This is a genomic window from Blautia wexlerae DSM 19850 (assembly GCF_025148125.1).
Lineage (GTDB): Bacteria > Bacillota > Clostridia > Lachnospirales > Lachnospiraceae > Blautia_A > Blautia_A wexlerae.
This window is the reverse complement of sequence record NZ_CP102267.1, coordinates 1,376,996-1,401,067: the sequence shown is the minus strand read 5'-3', so window position 1 is coordinate 1,401,067 and position 24,072 is coordinate 1,376,996. Positions and strand designations below refer to the sequence as shown.

Annotated in this window: 18 protein-coding genes and 1 tRNA gene; all 19 read right to left on the bottom strand. The window is 44.1% G+C overall.

Annotation, left to right across the window (positions count from 1 at the left end):
- Position 1: 1 nt before the first annotated feature.
- Positions 2-2,095, bottom strand: a complete 2,094-nt coding sequence (locus NQ550_RS06465; protein ID WP_025577186.1) for a polyribonucleotide nucleotidyltransferase — start codon at positions 2,093-2,095, stop codon at positions 2-4.
- Between the two features lie 412 nt (positions 2,096-2,507).
- Positions 2,508-2,774 (bottom strand): 30S ribosomal protein S15, encoded by a 267-nt coding sequence (gene rpsO, locus NQ550_RS06460; RefSeq protein ID WP_008707580.1) that lies wholly within the window; start codon positions 2,772-2,774, stop codon positions 2,508-2,510.
- A 141-nt stretch (positions 2,775-2,915) separates the two neighbouring features.
- The gene (locus tag NQ550_RS06455; protein ID WP_025577184.1) at positions 2,916-3,812 is read right to left on the bottom strand and encodes a bifunctional riboflavin kinase/FAD synthetase; all 897 of its coding nucleotides are present in this window, start codon (positions 3,810-3,812) and stop codon (positions 2,916-2,918) included.
- 8 nt (positions 3,813-3,820) lie between these two features.
- Positions 3,821-4,708, bottom strand: a complete 888-nt coding sequence (gene truB / locus NQ550_RS06450) for a tRNA pseudouridine(55) synthase TruB (protein WP_025577182.1) — start codon at positions 4,706-4,708, stop codon at positions 3,821-3,823.
- On the bottom strand, positions 4,705-5,667 hold the full coding sequence (locus tag NQ550_RS06445) for a DHH family phosphoesterase (protein ID WP_025577180.1): 963 nt from the start codon (positions 5,665-5,667) through the stop codon (positions 4,705-4,707). Before NQ550_RS06445 ends, truB begins: the two co-directional genes overlap by 4 nt.
- Positions 5,668-5,681: 14 nt before the next feature.
- The gene (gene rbfA, locus NQ550_RS06440) at positions 5,682-6,077 is read right to left on the bottom strand and encodes a 30S ribosome-binding factor RbfA (protein ID WP_008707585.1); all 396 of its coding nucleotides are present in this window, start codon (positions 6,075-6,077) and stop codon (positions 5,682-5,684) included.
- Between the two features lie 168 nt (positions 6,078-6,245).
- Positions 6,246-9,071, bottom strand: coding sequence for a translation initiation factor IF-2 (infB, locus tag NQ550_RS06435; protein WP_025577178.1), 2,826 nt, complete (start codon positions 9,069-9,071; stop codon positions 6,246-6,248).
- Between the two features lie 3 nt (positions 9,072-9,074).
- Complete coding sequence (locus tag NQ550_RS06430) at positions 9,075-9,413, bottom strand: L7Ae/L30e/S12e/Gadd45 family ribosomal protein (protein ID WP_008707587.1); 339 nt, start codon at positions 9,411-9,413, stop codon at positions 9,075-9,077.
- Positions 9,364-9,639, bottom strand: a complete 276-nt coding sequence (gene rnpM, locus NQ550_RS06425) for an RNase P modulator RnpM (protein WP_008707588.1) — start codon at positions 9,637-9,639, stop codon at positions 9,364-9,366. The genes NQ550_RS06430 and rnpM overlap by 50 nt, the downstream gene beginning before the upstream one ends.
- Complete coding sequence (gene nusA / locus NQ550_RS06420) at positions 9,623-10,843, bottom strand: transcription termination factor NusA (RefSeq protein WP_022380143.1); 1,221 nt, start codon at positions 10,841-10,843, stop codon at positions 9,623-9,625. The genes rnpM and nusA overlap by 17 nt, the downstream gene beginning before the upstream one ends.
- Before the next feature lie 24 nt (positions 10,844-10,867).
- Positions 10,868-11,332 (bottom strand): ribosome maturation factor RimP, encoded by a 465-nt coding sequence (locus NQ550_RS06415; protein WP_008707593.1) that lies wholly within the window; start codon positions 11,330-11,332, stop codon positions 10,868-10,870.
- Positions 11,333-11,483: 151 nt separating this feature from the next.
- The gene (locus NQ550_RS06410) at positions 11,484-13,730 is read right to left on the bottom strand and encodes a DNA gyrase/topoisomerase IV subunit A (RefSeq protein ID WP_025577174.1); all 2,247 of its coding nucleotides are present in this window, start codon (positions 13,728-13,730) and stop codon (positions 11,484-11,486) included.
- A gap of 72 nt (positions 13,731-13,802) precedes the next feature.
- Positions 13,803-15,728, bottom strand: a complete 1,926-nt coding sequence (locus NQ550_RS06405) for a DNA gyrase/topoisomerase IV subunit B (RefSeq protein ID WP_025577172.1) — start codon at positions 15,726-15,728, stop codon at positions 13,803-13,805.
- Positions 15,729-16,074: 346 nt separating this feature from the next.
- A tRNA-Glu gene (locus NQ550_RS06400) sits at positions 16,075-16,146 on the bottom strand.
- A 253-nt stretch (positions 16,147-16,399) separates the two neighbouring features.
- The gene (locus NQ550_RS06395) at positions 16,400-18,568 is read right to left on the bottom strand and encodes an RNA degradosome polyphosphate kinase (RefSeq protein ID WP_025577171.1); all 2,169 of its coding nucleotides are present in this window, start codon (positions 18,566-18,568) and stop codon (positions 16,400-16,402) included.
- Positions 18,569-18,582: 14 nt separating this feature from the next.
- Complete coding sequence (locus NQ550_RS06390) at positions 18,583-20,121, bottom strand: Ppx/GppA phosphatase family protein (protein ID WP_025577169.1); 1,539 nt, start codon at positions 20,119-20,121, stop codon at positions 18,583-18,585.
- Positions 20,122-20,157: 36 nt separating this feature from the next.
- Positions 20,158-21,465 carry an ATP-binding protein gene (locus NQ550_RS06385; RefSeq protein WP_025577167.1) on the bottom strand — a complete coding sequence of 436 codons (1,308 nt, stop codon included), beginning with the start codon at positions 21,463-21,465 and terminating at the stop codon, positions 20,158-20,160.
- A gap of 152 nt (positions 21,466-21,617) precedes the next feature.
- A complete protein-coding gene (gene pheA / locus NQ550_RS06380; protein WP_025577166.1) occupies positions 21,618-22,748 on the bottom strand; it encodes a prephenate dehydratase in 1,131 nt (376 codons plus the stop codon).
- 21 nt (positions 22,749-22,769) lie between these two features.
- Entirely contained in the window at positions 22,770-24,053 is a 1,284-nt protein-coding gene (locus tag NQ550_RS06375; RefSeq protein WP_025577164.1) for a bifunctional folylpolyglutamate synthase/dihydrofolate synthase, read from the bottom strand.
- Between the last annotated feature and the right edge of the window lie 19 nt (positions 24,054-24,072).

Genomic DNA, 24,072 nt, shown 5'->3' with positions numbered 1-24,072 from the left:
TTTACGCTTCTTCCGGTACATCCTTCATGCTGAAGCTGATTCTTCCCATCTTGTCTTTGCCAAGGCAGACAACCTTAACTTTATCACCAAGTGTGAGAACATCCTCAACACGATTGATTCTTTCTTTACAGATCTTGGAAATGTGTACCATTCCCTCTTTACCCGGTGCAAATTCAACGAATGCACCAAACTCTTTGATGCTGACAACTTTACCTGTAAAGATCTGTCCTGCTTCAAAATCAGTTGCAATGATCTTAACCATGTTAGCTGCCTCATCCATGCTCTTCTGATCAACTCCACAGATAGATACCGCACCTTCGTCTGTGATATCGATCTTAACACCTGTACGCTCGATGATCGTATTGATAGTCTTTCCTCTCTGACCTACAACATCACCGATCTTCTGAGGATCGATCTGGATCTGAATGATCTTCGGAGCATATTCGCCTACAGATGTACGTGGAGCTGCAATACATTTCTCCATAACTTCTGTCAGGATATATTCTCTTGCTTCTTTTGTACGTCTGATCGCTTCTTCTACGATCGGTCTTGTCAGTCCATGGATCTTGATATCCATCTGGATTGCTGTGATACCGTCATGAGTTCCGGCTACCTTGAAGTCCATATCTCCGAAGAAGTCTTCAAGTCCCTGGATATCTGTGAGAACAATGTAATCATCATCTGTATCGCCTGTTACCAGACCACAGGAAATACCTGCTACCGGTTTTTTGATCGGTACACCGGCTGCCATCAGAGACATTGTGGATGCACAGATACTTGCCTGAGAAGTAGAACCATTGGATTCAAATGTCTCAGATACAGTACGGATCGCATATGGGAATTCCTCTTCGCTTGGAAGTACAGGAACTAATGCTCTCTCAGCAAGTGCACCATGTCCGATCTCACGACGTCCCGGTCCTCTGGATGGTTTTGTCTCACCTACAGAGTAGGACGGGAAATTGTAGTGATGCATATATCTCTTTGAAGTTTCAAATTCGTCAAGTCCGTCAAGCTTCTGTGCTTCTGCAAGAGGAGCCAGAGTTGTGATGGTACAGATCTGTGTCTGTCCACGTGTGAACATAGCAGAGCCATGTACTCTGGGGATAATATCTGTCTCTGCTGCCAGAGGACGGATCTGAGTAATGGCACGACCATCAGGACGTTTGTGGTCTTTTAAGATCATCTTGCGGACAGTCTTCTTCTGGTACTGATATACAGCCTCGCCCAGAACTGCAAGCCACTCTTCCTTGTCAGCAAAAGCTTCTTTCAGTTTCTCTGTTACCTGACGGATATTTTCTTCTCTTGTCTGTTTATCGTCAGAGAATACGGCAACTTCCATTTCTGCCGGAGGTACGATTTCTTTGATCGCTGCGAAGAGTTCTTCCGGAACTGCACATGATTCGTAGCTGTGTTTCGGTTTTCCGCATTCTTCTACGATCTTATCGATAAATTTGATGATCTCCTGGTTTACTTCATGAGCTTTATAGATAGCTTCGATCATCTTGTCTTCCGGAACTTCTTTTGCGCCGGCTTCGATCATGATTACTTTCTCTCTTGTGGAAGCTACTGTAAGCTGAAGGTCAGATACATCTTTCTGTGCCATGGTAGGGTTGATGATATATTCACCATTGATCAGACCAACCTGTGTGGTAGCACACGGACCATCAAACGGAATATCGGAAATACAGGTTGCAATAGAGGAACCAAGCATAGCCGGAATCTCCGGATTACACTCAGGATCAACAGACATAACCATGTTTACCAGTGTTACGTCGTTTCTGTAGTCCTTCGGAAACAGAGGACGCATTGGTCTGTCGATCACGCGTGAAGTAAGGATTGCATGCTCGCTTGCTTTTCCCTCTCTCTTGTTAAATCCTCCTGGGATTTTGCCTACTGCATACATTTTCTCTTCATATTCAACGCTTAACGGGAAGAAATCAATTCCTTCTCTTGGCTCTTTGGATGCTGTTGCTGTAGATAAAACTGTAGTATCACCATAGTGCATTAATGCTGCACCGTTTGCCTGTTTTGCAACGCGGTTGATATCTACTGTCAAGGTTCTTCCGGCTAATTCCATGGAATAACTTTTGTACATATGTTCATTCTCCTTTTTTCATAATTCTGTTGTCATTTTCTGTTACCGTTCACTGCATGTCCGGTAACTACTTTATTCTTTTCAAATTTGTCTGTTCCGTCTGCTGACAATCTTGTCCATCAACGTTCAGACTTTTTATGAAATTGTCACATTAAAACAGGAGTCCGAAACAACTGAAAAAACTACTTTTCAGGCAAATATATCTGCCTGTTTTGTTACTTTCATATACAAAATAATCTTTTCAGTAGTCTCGGAAATAACTCCTGTCATGTTTCGCAGCTTCTGAATATGCAGATGCAGTCGAAACAACAAGCCACCGCAATCCTGAAAAACACCATATTTTACAGAACTGCCATATACATAAAAAGGGAGGCGGATGGAAATCCGCCCCCTTCCGCATACTAAAAGGCTATTATTTTCTTAAGCCTAATTTTTCAATCAGTGCACGGTATCTTTCGATGTCTGTTTTCTTCAGGTAAGCTAACAGTCCACGTCTCTGACCTACCATTTTCAGAAGACCACGTCTGGAGTGATGATCTTTATGGTTGCTCTGTAAATGCTCTGTAAGTTCCTGAATTCTTGCTGTAAGAACTGCTACCTGTACTTCCGGTGATCCTGTATCGCCTTCAGTTCTTGCATATTCTTTCATGATCGCTGCTTTCTTTTCTTTTGAAATCATTGTGATTTCCTCCTGTATTCTATAATTATTATTGACTGACCGCCACACATTAAGAGATGGTCGGAGCGTCCGGTCCCTGAACATGGGCTAAATTCACCTTGGTTAGTATAGCACATTGATTCTGGCGTGTAAACCTCTTTTTTACAAAGTTTCAAAATATTCCTGTCCCTTCACAGCATCTCTCTCCAGCTGTGCTTTCAGCGCCTCCAGCGAAGAAAACTTCTGTTCAGGTCTGAGGAATTTTTTGAAATCCACCTTGCAGTATTCCCCATACAGATCTTCATTGCAGTCAAACAGATATGTTTCCACACCAATAAACTTCTCGCCGCCAACAGTAGGCTTATGACCTACATTGGTAATTCCCTGATAACTTCTGTCTCTGAAATGGGATACTGTGATATAAACCCCGTTTGGAGGCATCAGTTTCTCTACCGGAGGGATCAGGTTGGTGGTCGGAAGCAGATATTTATGTCCCATTCCACGTCCATGTTCAACGATTCCTTCCACTGAGAAATCTGTTCCCATAAGGAAACGGAATTTTTCCATATTTCCTCTGTTCAGTTCTTCCCTGACAAAGGTACTACTAATCTTACGGCGTCCGTCCATTTCTTTTGGCAGGACTTCCGTATGAAATCCATATTTCTTTCCGAACTCTTTGAGCATGGCAGGAGTTCCTTTCCGCTCATAGCCAAAACGGAAATCCTCTCCAACTGCCACATAGGAAACCTGCAGATCTCCTATCAATATTTCTTTTATAAAATTCTCTGCTTTCATGTGCCGTATTTTCTCTGTGAGCGGACATTCCAACAGTATATCCACTCCCATTTCTTCCAATATACGACATCTCTCTTCCTTTGTGAGGATTGTTCTTGAGGCAGTTCCAAGCGCAAGTACAACCGCCTGTGCACCTTCCTGTTTCTGCTCAATAATTTTCTCAACCAGTTTCTGATGTCCGCGGTGTATGCCGTCAAACTTCCCAAGTGTTACCGCACTGTGTGAAATTCTGGGAAAATCATTCTCAATCCTTAAATATTCCATCATGTCTCCTAAAACATTTTTACAGGGAAATACCTGTTTCTTTTCTCGTCCCACTGGTAAACTCCGGCAAAACTGCCTTCACTGCTGCACATACGGATCCATCCTTTTTTCTCCTGTGCATCGACCAGTGCCTGTACAAGAGGATTTCCATTAGCCAAAAGTCTGTCCCCTTCTTTTGTACAGCATACCCTTGGATACTCTGCAAGAATCTCCTCAATACCGAGGATTTTACTCTCTATGGTTCCTTTCTTCACTGCCTCTTCTGTCTGCGCCAGGGTAATGGCATCATCCAGTGTAAATCTGCCCACCTTTGTCCGCAAAAGACTTTCCATGGCAGCTCCACAGCCCAGCTTTTCCCCTATATCATGGCACAGAGTACGGATATAGGTTCCCTTGCTGCAGGTCACACGAAAACGCACCAGCGGAAAACTGATATCCAGAATTTCTATCTCATAAAAATGTACAGGTCTTGGTTTACGCTCCACAGTCTTGCCCTCTCTGGCAAGTTCATAGAGTTTCTTTCCATTGACCTTCAGTGCTGAATACATTGGCGGCACCTGCATATAGTCTCCCACAAAAGAACTGACCACTGTGCAAAGCTCTTCTTCTGTAACGGAAAGCTCTGTAGTCTGTGAGAGAACAGTTCCGCTCATATCCTGGGTATCCGTAATAACACCCAGACGCATCACTGCCTCATAGGTTTTCTCTTTATCTGTGATCATATCCACCAGACGGGTTGCTTTTCCCAGAGCCACCGGGAGCACTCCTTCTGCATCCGGATCAAGAGTTCCGGTATGTCCGATTTTCTTCATATGAAGGATTCCCCGAAGCTTTGCCACCACATCATGGGAAGTGAATCCTTTTTCCTTACGGATTACAATTACTCCATCCATCAGACTTCCTGCTCCTGAAACTGTTTGCAGATCTGTTCTGTCACATTGTTGATCACATCATACACAGAACCCTGAAGATCACATCCTGCTGCTCTCATATGACCGCCGCCGCCAAAATATACTGCAATCTTGCTTACATCCACATTTCCGTTGGAACGCAGGGAAACTTTGAAAGACTGAGTTTCCACTTCATAGATAAACATGGCAACTTCCACTCCCGCTGTAAGGCGAAGCTGACTGACGATACCGTCCAGATCCTTGCCATCCACACCATAGAACTCCATGTCTCTTTTTTTAAGATATCCGATAATACATTTTCCATCCAGAAGCAGGATACTCTCTGCAAGAACACGCCCCATTACCTGATTCTGCACATAAGTTTTCTGATAGAAAGATTCGTCAATGATCTTACTGAAATTGAATCCTGTCTTCATCAGTTCCCCGGCAATACGCATGGTCTCCGGTGAAGTTGAAGAGTACTGAAATACCCCTGTGTCATGAACCATTCCCGTATAGATCGGCACTGCAATGGTACGGACCACTTTCTCAGGCTCAAAAAGCCCATAGAGAACTTCACAGGCAGAGCTTACCTCTCCCCTGATATGATTCACCTGTGCAAATCCGGAGTTACTAATATGATGATCAATACATGCTGTTCTTTTTGCAGTGTCAAAATATGGACCTGCAATGGCAAGTCTGTCTTTTGCACTTACATCACAGGTAACAAAAAGGTCATACTCTTTGTCACCGTCCAGCTCTGTTTTAATCTCATCCATACAGTCAATATGTCCGAAAACAGGTTTGGGATTATCCAGGTACACATCTGCCTGAATTTCCGGATAATAGGTTTTTACATATAAATATAACGCCATACAGGAACCAACGCAGTCACCATCCGGACGGATATGTCCGCCGATTCCCATTGTTTTCACACCTTCCAGTATTTCCGCAATATTTTCCATGTTCTCATCCTCTTTTAATTCTCATCCTGCTCCTCATCCTGTCTGTGGGAGTTGCTGTCTTTCTTGGTAACATCATCAATAAGCTTTGACATATTTACACCATACTCAATAGATTCGTCCAGGATAAAACGGATCTCCGGTGTATTTCTCAGGTTTAAATTACGCGCCAGCTGGCGTCTGATGTAGCCTTCTGCACTGTTCAGACCTTTGATCGTCGCTTCCTTTGCTTCTTTTTCACCCAGCACACTGATATATGCTCTGCAGGTTTTCAGATCAGGAGCCACTTCTACAGCCATGACAGAAGTCATCGGATGAATACGCGGGTCCTTGATCTCGTTGCGGATAATGGTGCTGAGTTCCTTCTGGACTTCCCCATTGATCCGGGTATTCTTAATACTGTTTTTTCTCATTTTAAGTTTTACTCCTATATATCCGGCAATTCTGTCAAATACTGTGAGCAATCCGGATCATCGACTATCCTGATCACATTATTTTCTGAATTACCACAATCAAGTCAAGGTGCGCACCACACTGTACCTGACACTATGAATCGCGCACCCTACCTTTATAAACCATTACTATCTCGGTACTTCTACCATGATATAAGCTTCTACTTTATCTTCCTCTTTCACATCGTTAAATCCGTCAAATACAAGGCCACATTCGTATCCTGCCTTAACTTCCTTAACATCGTCTTTGAATCTCTTCAGGGATGCAAGCTCACCTTCAAATATCTGCTCGCCTTCTCTGGAAATACGAACCTTGCAGTTTCTCTGGAAGATACCATCCAGAATATAGCTTCCTGCAATCGTACCAATACCGGATGCCTTGAACAGCTGACGCACTTCCGCATGACCGATAACTTTCTCCTCAAATATAGGATCAAGCATACCCTTCATGGCAGCTTCTACATCTTCGATTGCCTGATAAATAACTCTGTACAGACGAAGATCTACACCTTCCTGCTCAGCAAGCTGTTTTGCGGTTGCATCCGGACGGACATTAAAGCCGATAATGATCGCATTTGATGTAGCCGCAAGACTTACGTCAGACTCATTGATCGCACCAACACCGCCATGGATCACCTTTACAACCACTTCTTCATTGGAAAGTTTGGTCAGACTCTGTTTTACAGCTTCCACAGATCCCTGTACATCTGCTTTGACAATGAGCGGAAGTTCCTTCAGATCGCTTGCCTGAATCTGATCAAAGAGATTATCCAGAGATAATTTGCCCTTAGTCTCCTCAAGAAGACGGTTCTTGTTCTCAGATACAAATGCACCTGCAAAGTTCTTGGCTTCCTTATCACTGTCAAATGCAAGAAGAATTTCACCTGCATTCGGCACATCACCAAGTCCCAGGATTTCTACAGGAGTAGAAGGACCTGCTTCTTTAATCCTGCGTCCCTTATCATCCATCATGGCACGAACCTTACCATTGCATGCTCCTGCTGCAATAAAGTCTCCCACATGAAGAGTACCTTTCTGGACAAGGATCGTGGCAACCGGACCTTTACCTTTATCAAGCTGAGCCTCGATTACAAGACCTCTTGCGGAACGGTTCGGATTTGCCTTTAATTCACATACCTCGGCTGTAAGAAGGATCATCTCAAGAAGAGTATCGATTCCCTCTCCTGTATGTGCGGATACAGGAACAAAAATCGTACTTCCGCCCCAGTCTTCCGGGATCAGTTCATATTCAGAAAGTTCCTGTTTTACACGCTCAATATTAGCACTTGGCTTATCAATCTTGTTGATTGCAACTATGATCTCAACGCCTGCCGCCTTCGCATGGCTGATAGCCTCTACTGTCTGAGGCATCACACCATCATCAGCTGCTACAACCAGAACTGCAATATCTGTGGAGTTTGCACCACGCATACGCATAGCTGTGAAAGCTTCATGTCCAGGTGTATCCAGGAATGTGATCTTCTGTCCGCCAACCTCTACTACAGAAGCACCGATGTGCTGTGTGATACCGCCGGCTTCTCCACGTGTTACATTTGTCTTACGGATTGCATCCAGAAGAGATGTTTTACCATGGTCAACGTGCCCCATAACACAGACTACAGGTGGTCTTGAAACCATATCTTTTTCGTCTTCTTCATCCTCTTTGAGGAGTTCTTCGATAACGTCTACCTTCTCTTCCGGTTCTGCGATGATATCATATTCCAGAGCAATCTCCTGAGCTTTCTCAAAATCGATCTCATGGTTTACGGTAACCATCATACCCTGCATAAAGAGCTTCTTCACAATTACTGACGGCTGCATTTTCATAGCTTCTGCCAGTTCGCGGATCGTCATCTTCTCCGGAAGTGTGATTTCCTTAACCTCAGGTTTCTTCTCTTCCTGTTTTGGCTGCGGAGCCGGTTTCTGCAGAGCTTTCGGGATTCTGGAATTCTTATTGAATCCACCCTGGTTTGGTCTGCGTCCGCCACTCTGTGTCTTATCAAAATCTTTTTTCTTGTTTTTGTTCTCTCTGTCTCTTTCTCTCTTGCTGTCTTTGGAAGTCTTTGTCAGTTCCGGTGCAAATGCCATATCGTCATTCTTTCTTGTATTCTGGCGCTGTCCCTGACGTCCCTGACTGCCGCCGAAGCGTCCGTCACGTCCTTCACTTCTGTTTCCGTCCGGACGACCCTGGCCATTGCCCTGCGGTCTTCCTCCCTGACGGTTTCCTTCGCCCTGTGGTCTTCCCTGTCCGAAACGTCCTCCCTGACGATTTCCATCGCCCTGGAATCTTCCGCCCGGACGACCCTGACCATCGCCCTGGGATCTTCCCTGTCCGAAACGTCCTCCCTGGCGGTTATCTCCCTGGGATCTTCCCTCGCCCTGAGGTCTTCCCTGACGGTTTCCTTCGCCCTGGTTTCTTCCCTGGCCAAAACGTCCTCCCTGGGATCTTCCTTCACCCTGAGGTCTTCCCTGACGGTTCTGTCCGTCCGGTCTTCTGTTGCCTGTACCTGGGCGGTCATTATTATTTCTTCTTGGTCTGTCACCGTCTGTTCTTGAACTGTCGGAATTTCTTCCTTCTGCATTTCTTGGTGAACCTGTTCTCTCGCCTTCAGCTTTCACAGGTTTCTTTCTTGTTTTTCCTCCGTCACTTGCATTCTGTGCATGAAAAACGCGGATAATATTTTTTTTCTTTTTAGGTGTTTCAGTTTTATCTCCTTCTGATTTTGCTGTTACAACCTTTTCTTCTGTCTTGGGAGTCTCCAATTTCGCAATATGCTCCTTTCCCCTGTTATTATTGTCTTTTCTGAATCTATTCTTTACTTCCGAAACCGCAGGCTCATCCACCATACTCATATGGCTTCTCACATCAACGCCTTTTGATTTCAGAAACTCGATCACTTCTCTGTTCTGTCGTCCAAGCTCTCTGGCCAGCTCATGTACTCTTAATTTTGACAATCGCTATACCTCCTTCATGATTGCTTTCGCAAAGTTCTCATCCTGGACAGCCAGACAGGCGCGGTACTCCTTTCCCATTGCTCTGCCTAAGCTCTCTTTATCTGAGAAGAAGAAAATCGGAACTTCATAAAAACTGCACATATTCCTGAATTTCTTCTTTGTATTCTCGGAGGCATCCTCAGCAACGATCACAAGCAGTCCTTTTCCGGTCTTTACAGATTTCTCTGTGGAAAATTCTCCGCTTACGGTCTTGCCTGCTTTGGTAGCCAGCCCTATCAGCGACAGTACTCTGTTATTTTTCAATATCTTCCAGCTCCTTCTTAAGTCGTTCGTATACCTCATCCGGAACCGCAGTTTTCAGTGAACGCTCAAGTCCATGATTTTTAATCGCTTTATCCAGACATTCTCTGGAAAGACACAGATATGCGCCTCTGCCGTTTTTCTTACCGGTAGTATCAAGCACGATCTCATCTTCTGTAGTCTTAAGAACTCTGAGCATCTCTTTCTTGCTTTTCATTTCCCTGCAGCCGGTACACTGGCGCATGGGAATCTTATTCTTCGTCTTCATTCTCTCCTGCTTCCTGAGCCTGTGGCTCTTCTTCTACAGGAACTTCCTCTGAAACTTCTTCTGCTTCGGTTTCTTCTGTCAGGGAATCTTCTGCTGAAGTTTCCTCTGCTGATGCCTCAGCTGCATCTTCTGCAGTCTCGTCATCATCATAATCATAGAAATCACCGGCTTCTTTTGCCTGAGTCTCACTCTTGATGTCAATCTTAAATCCTGTAAGTCTTGCAGCAAGACGTGCATTCTGACCTTCTTTACCGATTGCAAGGGACAGCTGATAATCAGGAACAACTACCAGAGCTGTCTTCTCATCAGGATCTGCCATAACTGCGATAACCTTTGCAGGGCTCAATGCATTCTCGATCAGGATCGCAGGATTCTCATCCCAGTTGATGATATCGATCTTCTCACCGCGAAGTTCCTCAACTACTGCATTGACACGTGCACCGTTCATACCTACGCATGCACCAACTGCATCTACATCCGGATCGTTGCTCCATACAGCGATCTTTGTACGGGAACCGGCCTCACGTGCGATGCTCTTGATCTCAACAGTTCCGTCTTTTACTTCTGCAACTTCTGACTCAAAGAGACGTTTCACAAGTCCCGGATGAGTTCTGGACACCAGAATACGAGGTCCCTTCGGGGTATCCTTGACTTCAAGAATATACACCTTTATTCTCTCTGTCGGCTGGAAGGTTTCCCCTTTCACCTGTTCATTCTCACTTAATACTGCATCTGCCTTACCAAGATTGATGCTTACATTCTTGCCCATCACACGCTGTACAATACCGGTTACTACTTCTTTTTCTTTTCCATAGTATTCATCATACAGCACTTTACGTTCTTCCTCACGGATTTTCTGCAGGATAACGTTCTTTGCATTCTGTGTCGCAATACGTCCGAATTCCTTAGACTGGATCGGAACCTGTATCATGCCTCCAATTTCAGCTCTTGATGTGATCTTCAAAGCATCTGCCAGAGAAATCTCCATTGCAGGATCCTCTACGTATTCTACGATACTTCTGTCTGCATACACTGAAAAATCGCAGGTTTCCGGATTAATAGTTACATGTACATTGTCAGCTTTTCCAAAATGGTTTTTGCAGGCCTGGATCAGAGACTGCTCAATTGCCTCAAGCAGAGTATCTTTGCTGATACTCTTTTCCTTTTCAAGGATATCCAGTGCCTCCTTTAACTCTCTGCTCATTTTTTTCTTATCCTCCCGAATTAACTAAAACTCTATTGCGAGGCGTATCAGGGCTGTGTCTTTCTTATCAAAAACACGCTCGGTTCCATCCTCATCGATTGTCACACTGTTACTATCATATGCGGTCAAAATCCCGCAGAACTCTTTTTGCTTCTCGATTGGCCGGTAGGTACGGATTTCCACCAGTTTTCCCATGTTTCTCTCAAAGTCTTTGTCTTTCTTCAGCGGTCTGTCCAGTCCCGGCGAACTGATCTCCATGATATAACTGTCTTCGATAAAATCATTCTCATCCAGTTTGTCACTGAATGCTCTGCTGACTGTCTCGCAGTCATTTACTGTAATTCCGCCTGGTTTGTCAATGTATCCTCTCAGATACCAGTTACCTGCTTCCTTCACATATTCTACATCAACCAGTTCAAAGCCGTTAAGTTCTACGATCGGTGCCAGAAGTTCCTCTGCGCGCTTTTCATACTCTTCCCGTCTGCTCATTTTCCCACCTGCCTTTCCATGCAACAAATAAGAGTGGGCTCACGCCCACTCCTTTGTCAACAAGTTCTAATTTAGATGTATTGTAACACCAATTTCCGGCAATTGCAAGGCTTTTCCTGCAAAAACCTTGATTTTAGCGGATTTGTTGGTTTTATATACGTGGTTTTGTTCCTTTACTGTCCCGTTTGGACAGTTTTATCCTGTTGAGAACATAGGGTTTATCATGATAAGTAATGGTATATTCCTGGCGGCTTTCCAGAAGATATGCATGATCCAGCTTATCTCCTTCTGCCAGTTTCATTCCACGTACCCCGATAGATGTTTTCTTCATAGCAGAAATATCCTGTTTCTGAAATCTTAAGAAATATCCGCCTTCACTCTGGAATACCACCTGTTCCATTTCATCCGCAGAACCCACAAAGACCAGAGAATCCTCTTCAGCAAGTTTCGTAGACACAATCGTTCTCTTCGCCACATCAAACTCTGCACCACTCACCAGCTTGCACATGGATGCAGCAGTGACAAACAGAAGTGTATTTTCTTTTACAGATGCCAGTGGTGCTACATAGAGCATACGTTCCTGTGCACTGTCATAATTGCTCAGATTATCTGCCGGTGTCCCCTTATCCCTGAAACGAACCAGCGGAATATCTGCCACCTTGATACTGTGCATCTTTCCATTATCTGTAAAGATACAGATCTTATCTGTATTCATACAGTTAAACACATATTTGTTCTCTGCATTGGCAGCTTCTTTATTTCTCTCATATGCAGACTTATCAATGGTCCGCATATATCCGAAGCGGTCCATAAGGAATGTGACTTCCATTTCTTCCATCTTCTTTTCCTCATAGACAACTTCTTCTGCATTCTCGATCACTGTGCGGCGTTTCGTACCGTATTCTTTCTTGATCTGATCCAGTTCTTTCATGATCACTTCTGCCATGGAATCATAATTATTCAGGATATCTTCATAAATGGCAATGTTCTTCATTGTTTCTGCATAGTCTGCCTGAAGTGCCTCGATCTCCAGACCAATCAGTTTGTACAGACGCATATCCAGGATCGCAGCTGCCTGTTTCTCTGAGAAATGCAGCTTCTGCGCAGCTTTCTCGCTTGATTTGCTCTTGAACCTGATTCCTTCTGTCACACCGTCAACCAGGCATTTCTTTACCTGTTCTCTGTTCTTGCTTCCTCGCAGGATCTCGATGATCAGGTCGATCACATCACATGCCTTGATCAGACCTTCCTGGATTTCTTTCTTCTCCTGCTCTTTATTCAGAAGTGTGGTGTATTTTCTGGTTGTAACATCAAACACGAAATCCACATGATGCTCTATCACCTGTTTAAGACTTAGGGTCTCAGGTCTGCCATCTGCAACCGCAAGCATATTGACACCAAATGTATCTTCCAGCTTGGTTTTCTTGTACAGCATGTTTGTCAGGTTCTCCACATCAGCATCACGCTTCAGATCAAGAACAATACGGATCCCTTCTTTTGATGACTGATTTGAGATATCCACAATATCGGTTGTCTTCTTACTCTCCACAAGAGATGCAATATCATTCAGGAATTTTCCTATATTTGCACCTATCATAGTGTATGGAATCTCCGTGATCACAAGCTGCTGCCTGCCACCTTTGAGCTTTACTGTTTCCACCTTGCCTCTGACGCGGAGCTTTCCTGTTCCTGTCTCATAGATCTTGAGCAGGTCATCTTTATTTACCACCAGACCGCCTGTGGGGAAATCCGGACCTTTAAGATAGCGCATCAGTCCCTTGACACTGATGTCATTATTCTTCATATAGGCTTTTACCGCATCCACTACTTCACCCAGATTGTGAGGCGGAATGCTGGTCGCCATGCCGACAGCGATACCATCCGCCCCGTTTACCAGCAGATTCGGGATTCTGACAGGAAGTACCACAGGTTCCTTCTCTGTCTCGTCAAAGTTCGGCATAAAATCTACTACATTCTTATCCAGATCTTCGAGGAAGACATCCTGTGTCAGTTTCTCCAGTCTGGCTTCTGTATATCGCATGGCCGCTGCACCGTCACCCTCGATGGAACCGAAGTTTCCATGTCCGTCAACCAGTGTTTTGCCTTTCTTAAAATCCTGAGCCATTACCACAAGCGCTTCGTAGATAGAACTGTCACCGTGGGGGTGATATTTACCCATGGTATCCCCTACGATACGGGCACATTTTCTGTATGGTCTGTCATAACGGATACCCAGTTCATACATATCATACAGGGTTCTTCTCTGTACAGGCTTCAATCCGTCACGCACATCCGGCAGGGCTCTGGAAATAATAACACTCATGGCATAATCTATATAGGATTTCTGCATGACCTCCGCATAGTCGGTAGGAATCACATTCTCCTGTTTTGTTTCCATTTAATCTCTTTCCTCCATCTCAGACACATATCCATGTATCTGTCTTAATTTCCATATAACACTCCGGCGAAATCAGATGTCCAGCTCTGCATCCTGTGCATGCTCATAGATAAATTTCTTTCTCGGCGGGACATCGCTTCCCATCAGAATCTCTGTCACACTTGATGCAAGTCTCGCATCCTCAATCTCCACTCGCTTCATCATTCTTGTCTCCGGATTCAGAGTAGTCTCCCAGAGCTGCTCCGCATCCATCTCGCCTAGACCTTTATATCTCTGAAGAGTAAAGCTTCCCGGCTTATGGGCACGTCTGTATCTCTCCAGTGCCTTATCATCGTACAGGTATTCCTCCTGCCCCTTCTTAGGCATGACTTTATATAATGGCGGCATGGCAATATACACATGTCCCTCAGTGATCAGATCCGGCATGAAACGATAGAATAAAGTCAGGAGCAGTGTGGAAATATGCGCCCCATCCACATCGGCATCAGCCATGATCACAATCTTGTCGTAACGAAGCTTCGTAATATCAAAGTCATTTCCGTATCCTTCGGAGAATCCACATCCGAATGCATTGATCATGGTCTTGATCTCCGCATTGGCAAGCACCTTGTCAATAGTTGCCTTCTCCACATTCAGGATCTTACCTCTGATCGGCAGAATTGCCTGGTAATTACGGTTGCGGGCAGTCTTTGCAGAACCTCCCGCAGAATCTCCCTCTACGATAAAGATCTCGCACTGGGAAGGATCTTTCTTCTCACAGTTTGCCAGCTTTCCGTTAGAGTCAAAGGAATATTTCTGCTTTGTCAGAAGATTGGTCTTGGCTCTCTCCTCTGTTTTACGAATCTTTGCTGCTTTCTCTGCGCAGGAAAGGATGGTCTTAAGAGTCTCCAGATTTCTATCAAAATAGAGTACCATCTGCTCTCCTACAACCTTTCCGGTTGCGCGTGATGCATCCTGATTATCCAGCTTTGTCTTGGTCTGCCCCTCGAAACGCGGTTCCGGATGCTTGATGGAAACAACTGCTGTCATTCCGTTACGGATATCTGCACCTGTGAAGTTCGGATCCTTGTCTTTAAGAACACCAATCTCTCTCGCATAAGTATTCATGACTGTAGTAAATGTAGTCTTAAATCCGGTCAGATGAGTACCGCCCTCTGCATTGTAAATGTTATTACAGAAGCCCAGTACATTCTCACGGAATTCATTGGTAAACTGGAATGCCACCTCTACCTGAATGCCGTCTGCTTCCCCTTTCAGGTAAACCGGATCATGCAAGACTTCCGCACTGTGGTTCAGATCTTTGATAAATCCAATAATCCCATCTGGCTCATGATAGGTAATATCTTCAATCTCAGAACCTCTTTTGTCCTCAAAATGGATCGTCAGTTCCGGATTTAAGTATGCAGTTTCATGAAGTCTGCTCTTTACCTCTGTTGCTGAGAATCTTGTCTTCTCAAAAATCTCCGGGTCTGGCAGGAAATTAATACTGGTCCCTGTCTGTCTGGTCCTTCCCAGTTTAGGCAAAAGTCCATCTTCCAGTTCCAGAGTGGGGATTCCCCTCTCATAATGATCATGATGTACATATCCGTCACGGCTGATCTTAATATCAAGATATGTAGACAGAGCATTGACAACAGAAGAACCTACTCCGTGAAGTCCTCCGCTTGTCTTGTAAGCGGAATTGTCAAATTTACCGCCTGCATGAAGTGTAGTAAATACCAGTCTCTCTGCCGATACTCCTTTCTCGTGCATGTCTACCGGGATTCCTCGTCCGTTGTCTGTTACTGTACAGGAACCATCTTTCTCCAGAACTACATGGATCAGACTGCAGTATCCTGCCAGATGTTCATCTACTGCGTTATCTACGATCTCATAAATAAGATGATTTAATCCTTTTCGTGAAACACTTCCGATGTACATTCCCGGACGCTTACGAACCGCCTCCAGACCTTCCAGGACAGAGATGCTCCCTGCATCATAGGTGTTTTTCTTTGCCATGTCTGTTACATTTCCTTTCTTTCTATATATCAACATCAACCAGATTGCTTACTGCAAATCAGGAAATAATTTTTACGTTGCAAACGTTTGTTCGTATTATAACCGAATTTTTATTTTTTTTCAAGCCTAAACCTTCCTTGTCAATGGAATAAAACACAAAAAAATAATCAGAACCGAAATTCTGATCCTTTTCTGCCTGTAAGCCTGTTCTGTTATAATTTGAGTGCATTTATCTTATCATTGGTTTTTTCAACTGTCAACTTTTTCTTTCTATTCAGCTATAAATCTTCTGAACGCAAAAAATAACCAGAGCCTAAGCTCTGGTTAAATTCTCACTATTTTGTAGCAGCCAGTACGGGAATCGAACCCGTGTTTTCGCCGTGAGAGGGCGACGTCTTAACCCCTTGACCAACTGGCCATTTGTTTATCTGTCGTTCGCTCTTCGCTGTCGACTCGTTTAATATACACCATCTTTTTCTAAAATGCAAGTACTTTTTTAAAAAAATTTCAATTTTTTTATTTTTCTCGAATTTTTCGTTCAAAAAGCCCTGTATTTACGCGGCTTTTACCACAAAAAAGGGGTATTTTTTGTCCCAGAGAAGAAATGCCATAGCAGCTCCACCGCTTTCCATGGCATTTCCCAGTTATTTATTTCTGTTTCTGACTGTTTCTTATTCCTCTATATCCTCCGCAGGCTCTGCCGGAATGAATACGCGGGATTTCTTTTCTTCGTGTTTATGAAGTGCTGCTTTCTCAGTTGCCTCCATACAAAATTCCATCTGAGAATTAATCTGGGCTTTGCCTCGTTTATCCGGCTTCACATAAGTTCCATCCGGCTGCAGGATATGAGCTTTTACATTATCCTTAAACTCCAGATCAAGTACATGCTCCAGCTCTTTCTTAATCTTCTCATCTTCCACAGGGAAAACAATCTCTACCCTGCGGTCAAGGTTACGCGGCATCCAGTCCGCACTTCCCATATAAATTTCCGGGTTTCCACCATTTTCAAAATAGAAAATACGGCTATGCTCCAGAAATTCCCCTACAATAGAACGGACATGAATATTCTCACTGATTCCCGGCACTCCTACTTTCAGACAGCAGATACCCCTTACCAGAAGTTCCACCTGAACTCCACAGGAAGATGCATAATACAATCCTGCAATAATCTTCGGATCACAGAGGGAATTCATCTTTGCGCGGATCAACGCCGGGAGTCCTTTCTTCGCATTCTCTGCCTCACGTTCAATCAGGCTTAAGAACCTGTCCTTCATCCAGATTGGTGCTACGATCAGCTTATTCCAGCTTTTCGGTTCTGAATATCCGGAGAGCATATTAAATACTGCTGTTGCATCTTCACCGAAACGTTCATCGCAGGTAAAGATACCGCAGTCTGTATAGAGTTTTGCAGTGGAATCATTGTAGTTTCCGGTTGCCAAATGCACATATCGGCGGATTCCTGTCTCTTCCCTGCGCACAACCAGTGTGATCTTGCTGTGTGTCTTAAGACCTACCAGACCATAAATTACATGACATCCTGCCTTCTCCAGCTTCTTCGCCCATACAATATTATTTTCTTCATCAAAACGTGCTTTCAGCTCTACCAGTACGGAAACCTGTTTGCCGTTTTCTGCTGCCTGCGCAAGGGCAGCAATAATCGGTGAATTGCCGCTGACGCGATACAGAGTCTGTTTAATAGCCAGAACATCCGGATCTTTTGCTGCCTGACGTACGAAATTTACAACAGGATCGAAGCTCATATAAGGATGATGCAGGAATACATCGCCCTCACGTATCACCTGGAAAATATCCTTCTCATTCTGAAATTCCGGTACAGGTGCCGGCTGATATCTCGGTGTCTTGTAAGCATCAAAGCCATCCGCACCATATACTTTCATAAGCATGGTAAGATCCAGAGGTCCGTTTATCTCAAAAACATCTGCCTCTTTGATGTCAAATTCCGTTTTCAGAATCTTCAGCAGGCGTTCATCCATCTTATCCTCTACTTCCAGACGGATAACCTCACCCCACTGACGTTTCTTTAACTGGCGCTGGATCTCCACCAGCAGATCCTCTGCCTCATCTTCATCGATGGTAAGATCCGCATTACGCATAATACGGTAAGGATGGGCACATATCACATCATAACTCAGGAAAAGTTTGTCAATATTTCTTTCAATAATCTCTTCCAGCAGGATCACTGTGGTATCTCCATCCTTCTTTGACGGAATCTGCACCACCCTTGGAAGCACAGACGGAACCTGCACTGTAGCAAACAGAAGTTCTCCTGTTTTATCCTTTTTGCTGAGTTTATCACTCTTCTCCTTCTTGGAGATCAGAGCACCGATATTTAATGTCTTGTTTCTGATCAACGGAAACGGTCTGGAAGAATCCATCGCCATCGGTGTAAGTACCGGATATACATTATCCTCAAAGTATCTGTCTACAAATACACTCTGTGCTTCTGTAAGATTCTCATGGGCTGCCACCAGGTGCATTCCGGCTTTCTCAAGCGCAGGGATCAGAGAACGGTTCAGTGTATTATACTGTACATGAACCAGTTCATGGGTACGGACACTGATTTCTTTTAACTGCTCCTTGGCTGTCATTCCTGCAATGTCTGTTTTATGATATCCTGCATGTACCTGATCCTTAAGAGACGCCACACGCACCATAAAGAATTCATCCAGATTGGATGCGGTAATGCTTAAGAACTTCAGTCTGTCAAACAAAGGAAGATTTTTATCTCTTGCTTCACTCAGAACACGCTCATCAAATTTGAGCCAGCTCAGCTCGCGATTCACGAAATATTCTTTCTTTTCAAATTTTTCAAAGTCCATAAGTTCATCCTCCTTTACGCTCTGCCCTTGCGTCTGAGAACCAGACGAATGCCAAATACTTCTTCAAAAAATGCCTCTTTATCTTTCAGCAGTCCCAGTTCCAGGGAAATGTCCTGTGCAGAATCCACGATCATCTGCAGTTCTCTGTCTTTGAGCACTGCTTTGATTCCTTTTACTTTCTGATAATGACTTCTGTCCATGGCATTCGCCAGACGAAGGATTGCAGTCATCTTTACCACCTTGATATAGCTCTCTCTGTCTATAGCGATTCCCATACTGTAAAGTTCATCGTAATAAACAAACGCAGAATTATTGAATCTGACCGCACATGCGATCATCTGGCGCTCCATAGAGGACAGACCAATAATATCTGTAGACATAATAATCTGATAGGAACACTCGGAAACCTTTTCCATGCTGATATATTTGCCACAATCATGAAGCAGTGCTGCGATCTGCAGTAACAGACGCTCTCTTGTTCCCATACCATGAACCTTCTTCATACTGTCAAAGATATTCAGGCAAAGATTCATAGTTCCCTGGATATGGCTCTTACTGCTGGAATAGCGTTTCGCAATGTTCTTTGATGTAACCAGAATGTCATTCTCAAAATTGTGGACACTTTTGAGAAATTTTTTCTTCTCTGCAAAATCATAGGCAATTCCATCCAGCAGGGAAACACCTGGTGCCCAGAGAGACTCTGCATTGAAAATATCAATAAAATTTCTGCACACTACCATGGTCGGCACAACAAGGGATGCATATTCCGGATCAATCTCCATCTCCTGTGCCAGCAGGTCAACAGATTTTCCAACTGTATCCTCATAGCGTTTCATAAATTCTTCCCTTGTAATGATCCTGTCTTCCATTTCCTCCTGGAAGATCATATCTGTAATAAAATCTCCCATCAGGATCACATTCCTGATATCCTTATCCTTCAGATACAGACGCTGAAAGCTCATCAGGTCATTTCGGATAAATTCCTCAACCAGCTTGTCATAATGAATGGTTGTTTTCTCCAGTTCCTGCAGACGCTGGCGGATTCTTAAACTTCCCATTTTAAGTCCCTGGGTAGTGACCAGAGCATCCTTGTCAAAGAGGGAAACCTGAAGGCTGCCGCCGCCCACATCCAGGATCGCGGTGCCTTTCTGGATCATCTTTTTGAATCCCTTTTCTATAGCAGCAATTGATTTGTACCCAAGGAAATGCTGTTCTGCACTGCTTAGGATTTCAATTTTCATTCCTGTACGCTGATAGATCTGTTCAATGATCAGCAGCGGATTCACAAGTTCTCTGAATGCACTGGTGCCGCAGGCACGATACTCTTCCACCCCAAAGTCCTGCATCAGCCTCTTAAAGTCGTTCAGCACCTCACATAAAACATTCAGCATTTCTGAATCGATCTTTCCGTCAGAATAGACACCCTTTCCGATTTCCAGACTGTATCTGACATCATTCAGTTCACGAAAACCAATTCTTTTTGACATCTCAAAGATCTTCATGCTGACTTCATAAGATCCGATATCAATGGCTGCAAATGTCATGACTGCCATATGCGTTCCCCCTTTACCATTCATCTATTTGCTTTTTTATTCCTTCTCCACACCCAGCAGATGGTCGATAAACTGCTGTGCAGTTCGTCCTGTAAGTCCTCCATGGGAAAGCTCCCACTTATTTGCTTCCAGAAACAGTTCGTCCTCCGGCATGGTAATTCCGTTTCTCTCTGCGAGAGCTTTCACAATTGTCTGGAATTCTTTTTTGCTCGGTGCACCATAATAAATACGGACACCAAAACGATAAACCAGTGAAAGCTTCTCCTGCACTGTATCGGAGGAATGCAGATCGTCATCATCCATGATCTCCAGCTTGTCACTGGATTTCTCTCTTACCAGATGTCTTCTGTTACTTGTTGCATAGATCAGGATATTGTCCGGCTTCTTCTCCAGACCACCCTCGATCACTGCCTTCAGATATTTATATTCGATTTCAAATTCCTCGAATGACAGATCATCCATATAGATAATGAATTTATAGTTTCTGTTCTTGATCTGGGCGATCACATCATTCAGATCCTGAAACTGATGCTTATACACCTCGATAATACGAAGTCCCTCATCATAATAACGGTTCAGGATTCCCTTGATACTTGAGGATTTACCTGTACCCGCATCACCAAAAAGCAGACAGTTGTTTGCCTTTCTGCCTCTTACGAAAGCTTCTGTATTCTCGATCAGTTTCTGCTTCGGGATTTCATATCCGACCAGGTCTTCCAGTTTCACATGAGCGATCCTTGTGATCGGCTGGATCTCCACATTATCATTCTCATCATGGCCTACACGAAAAGCCTTATGTAATCCCAGCTTACCCACACCAAAATCCTTATAAAACTGTACCATATCCTTCATGAATTCCTCTGTGGACTCCGCTGCTGCCAGCGTTTTGCTCAGATCACAGATACGGTCTCTGATACGGGAATTAAACATCTTGCTGTTACTTCCGGTGTTGGTATAATCACCGAGAACCTTACAGCAGGAAATTCCAAATGCCTCATCCAGTACAGTCAGGTCAAAATCATACAGTTCTTTAAACACACCGAAATCATTCAGTGCCAGTTCATTAATACTTCCGTTGACAGCCCCTCTGATCTCACAGGCTGTACTGAATGCATTTTCATTATTTACCAGAAGAAATGTCAGATAACAGTGCCATAAATTTCCGGAAAATCCATAAGCGCCGGCAGTTTCCACCAGTCCGTTGGCACACTCAAAGAACAGCCCTTCCTTTTCTTTCAGATCAGGTGCTTTCTGTTCCCAGGCATTCATCAGTTCTGCCATTTTATCAAGGATTTCTCCATGTTCAAAGTTACGGTATAAGATGCATTCATTTAATCTAGCCATTTTTATTACTTCCTTCTTACCTTGTTGTTTTATCTTATTGTTCTGCTGTGAGTGGTATAATTATTTCGAAAACGATGTACCAGAGTGTGTTTGAAAAATGCTTTACGCAAAATATGCCGCAAAGTGGGACGTGCAGATTGTGGAAATGATTTTTAATAATTTCCCAAAATTCTCATTCTGTCAGCTTCTGCCTCAATTCCTCTCAGGGCATTCTTCACTGCACTGTCCTTTAAATTTCCCTCGAAATCAACAAAAAAACGGTACTGCCAGTTCTTCCCTGTGATCGGGCGGGATTCTATCTTCGTCATATTCAGTCCATTATAAATAATGTGAGACAGCATATTGTAAAGAGTTCCGCTCTCATGATGCAGTTCAAAGAAAATACTGATCTTATGTGCATCCTTCACATAGATTGGTTTCTTACTCACTATCACAAAACGTGTGGCATTCTGTCCGTTATAGCAGATATTCTCAGCCAGGATCTTCAGTCCGTAAAGCTCTCCTGCCTGTCTGCTGGCAATAGCTGCCTGCGTCTTGTCATTGTCTTCTTTTATCTTCTTGGCAGAACCGGCAGTATTTTCCATCTCTTTCTTCTTCCAGTCCGAATGAGATTCCAGATATTTTCCACACTGGGAAAGTGCCTGAGGATGAGAACATACCTGTCTGATATCCTCCAGTTCAGCATCCGGCAGTCCCAGAAGTACATGCTCCGGACGGATGATCTGTTCTCCTACAATGCTAAGCTCATACTCTGTAAGAAGATCATAAATATCAGCAACAATACCGGCAGTTGTATTCTCAATGGGAAGTACCGCATAGTCTGCTCTTCCCTCCACAACTGCTTCCATTGCATCGCGCCAGGTTTTTACATGAAAACTCTCAATATCGTCCTGGAAATATTCCCTCATTGCAGCATAGCTGTATGCACCTTCCACACCCTGAAAGACAACTCTTACATCTTTCAGCGGAAGTGCATCTACCATTTCCAGTTTCTCATCGTCCTCGATTCCATGCTCTGTGAGAAGCTGATACTGTCTCTTACGGCTGATCGCCATGATCTGCTGAAAAAGCTCCTGCGCACCAAGCTGATTAAATTCTCCATGCGCCTTACCTCTCAGGACCTCCAGCTTCTGTCTCTCTCTTTCCGGATCCAGAACCTTCTTTCCTGTTCGTATCTTATATTCTGCAACATCCTCACACACCTTCATTCTCTGTTCAAAAAGACGTATGATATCGCTGTCGATCTTATCTATTTCATTTCTGCATTCCTGTAAATCTATCATTTATGTTGTACCTTTTTACTTTCACAAATTCTCTACAATATCAGTCATCTCTCCGATAAAGGAAAGAGAACCAAAGGCAATGATCACATCCTGTTCCCCGGCAAGTGAAAAAGCCTCCTCCACTGCATCTTTAATCGTATCCATTGCCTGTACATTGGGATTGTATTCACTGACAGTCTTCGCCAGCTCTCCGGCAGGCAGCGCCCTTATATTATCCGGAGTCTGGATCGTAAGTATCCGGTCTGCAAAGTGCGCAGTTTTCTGAATCACACTTCTGTAATCCTTATCTGCAAACACTCCCATAATATAGATGATCCGTTTTCCCTTAAAATAATGCTCTATTGAAGCTGCCATCATATCCGCAGCAGCAGGATTATGAGCCCCGTCTACCACAAACAGCGGTTTTTTACAGATAACTGTAAACCGTCCGTTCCAGTTTACTGTGCGAAGCCCTTCTTTTTTCTGCTCCGCAGCAGTGGGAAAGCCCAGCTCATCCAATACTTTTAAAGCATTCAGTGCAACTACTGCATTTTCCTTCTGATAAACACCTGCCAGCGGAATCTCATACTCTTCACCCCTGTACCGGATTGTCTGTCCAAGGCAGCTTTCCTTTAGCACCTCTGCCTCAGAAGCATCTGCTATGGTACATTTTGCACCATGTTCTCTGCTGATCCTCTCGATCACCTGCATTGCTTCCGGCTTCTGTCTGGCAGTCACCACTCTGCAGCCGTCTTTGATGATCCCGGCTTTCTTCTCTGCAATCTGTGCCAGAGTATTTCCAAGAAAAGACATATGATCCATACTGATCGATACCAGCACTGCCAGCAGCGTATTCTTAATAATATTTGTGGCGTCCAGATTTCCGCCCATTCCCACTTCCAGCAAAACGAGATCACAATTCTCTTTTTTAAAGAACAGAAATGCCACCGCAGTCTCTATTTCAAATGCAGTGGGATGGGGATAACCATCCTTTGTCATAGCAGCAATAACATCAGACACCTGTGTAATATAAGCAGCAAAGTCCTCTCTGCTGATCCTGCTTCCCGAAACTTCCATCCTGCCTCTGTAAGAATACAGGGTAGGTGAAACATATCTTCCAATGCGATATCTCGCACCTGATAAAGCAGAATACAAAAAAGCAATGACAGAACCCTTGCCATTGGTACCGGCTACATGCACATATTTCAGATCATCCTGTGGATTTCCAAGACGTTTCATCAGCTCACGCATATGCTCCAGTCCCAGGACACTGGGAATTTCCCGGGTGATTTTGTCTATGTACTCCCGGCTTTCCTGATAATTCATAATAAACTCCTCTTATTTC

Coding starts and splice junctions, on each gene's coding strand:
- rbfA (WP_008707585.1), bottom strand. CDS start 6,077: ATGAGAAAAAACAGTATTAAGAATACCCGGATCAATGGGGAAGTCCAG.
- NQ550_RS06385 (WP_025577167.1), bottom strand. CDS start 21,465: ATGGCTAGATTAAATGAATGCATCTTATACCGTAACTTTGAACATGGA.
- nusA (WP_022380143.1), bottom strand. CDS start 10,843: ATGAGCAGAGAGTTAAAGGAGGCACTGGATATCCTTGAAAAGGAAAAG.
- rnpM (WP_008707588.1), bottom strand. CDS start 9,639: ATGAAGACGAAGAATAAGATTCCCATGCGCCAGTGTACCGGCTGCAGG.
- NQ550_RS06375 (WP_025577164.1), bottom strand. CDS start 24,053: ATGAATTATCAGGAAAGCCGGGAGTACATAGACAAAATCACCCGGGAA.
- NQ550_RS06390 (WP_025577169.1), bottom strand. CDS start 20,121: ATGGCAGTCATGACATTTGCAGCCATTGATATCGGATCTTATGAAGTC.
- rpsO (WP_008707580.1), bottom strand. CDS start 2,774: ATGATTTCAAAAGAAAAGAAAGCAGCGATCATGAAAGAATATGCAAGA.
- NQ550_RS06415 (WP_008707593.1), bottom strand. CDS start 11,332: ATGAGCAGACGGGAAGAGTATGAAAAGCGCGCAGAGGAACTTCTGGCA.
- NQ550_RS06430 (WP_008707587.1), bottom strand. CDS start 9,413: ATGAGGTATACGAACGACTTAAGAAGGAGCTGGAAGATATTGAAAAAT.
- NQ550_RS06465 (WP_025577186.1), bottom strand. CDS start 2,095: ATGTACAAAAGTTATTCCATGGAATTAGCCGGAAGAACCTTGACAGTA.
- NQ550_RS06410 (WP_025577174.1), bottom strand. CDS start 13,730: ATGGAAACAAAACAGGAGAATGTGATTCCTACCGACTATGCGGAGGTC.
- NQ550_RS06395 (WP_025577171.1), bottom strand. CDS start 18,568: ATGGACTTTGAAAAATTTGAAAAGAAAGAATATTTCGTGAATCGCGAG.
- NQ550_RS06405 (WP_025577172.1), bottom strand. CDS start 15,728: ATGGCAAAGAAAAACACCTATGATGCAGGGAGCATCTCTGTCCTGGAA.
- NQ550_RS06445 (WP_025577180.1), bottom strand. CDS start 5,667: ATGGAAAATATTGCGGAAATACTGGAAGGTGTGAAAACAATGGGAATC.
- NQ550_RS06455 (WP_025577184.1), bottom strand. CDS start 3,812: ATGGAATATTTAAGGATTGAGAATGATTTTCCCAGAATTTCACACAGT.
- pheA (WP_025577166.1), bottom strand. CDS start 22,748: ATGATAGATTTACAGGAATGCAGAAATGAAATAGATAAGATCGACAGC.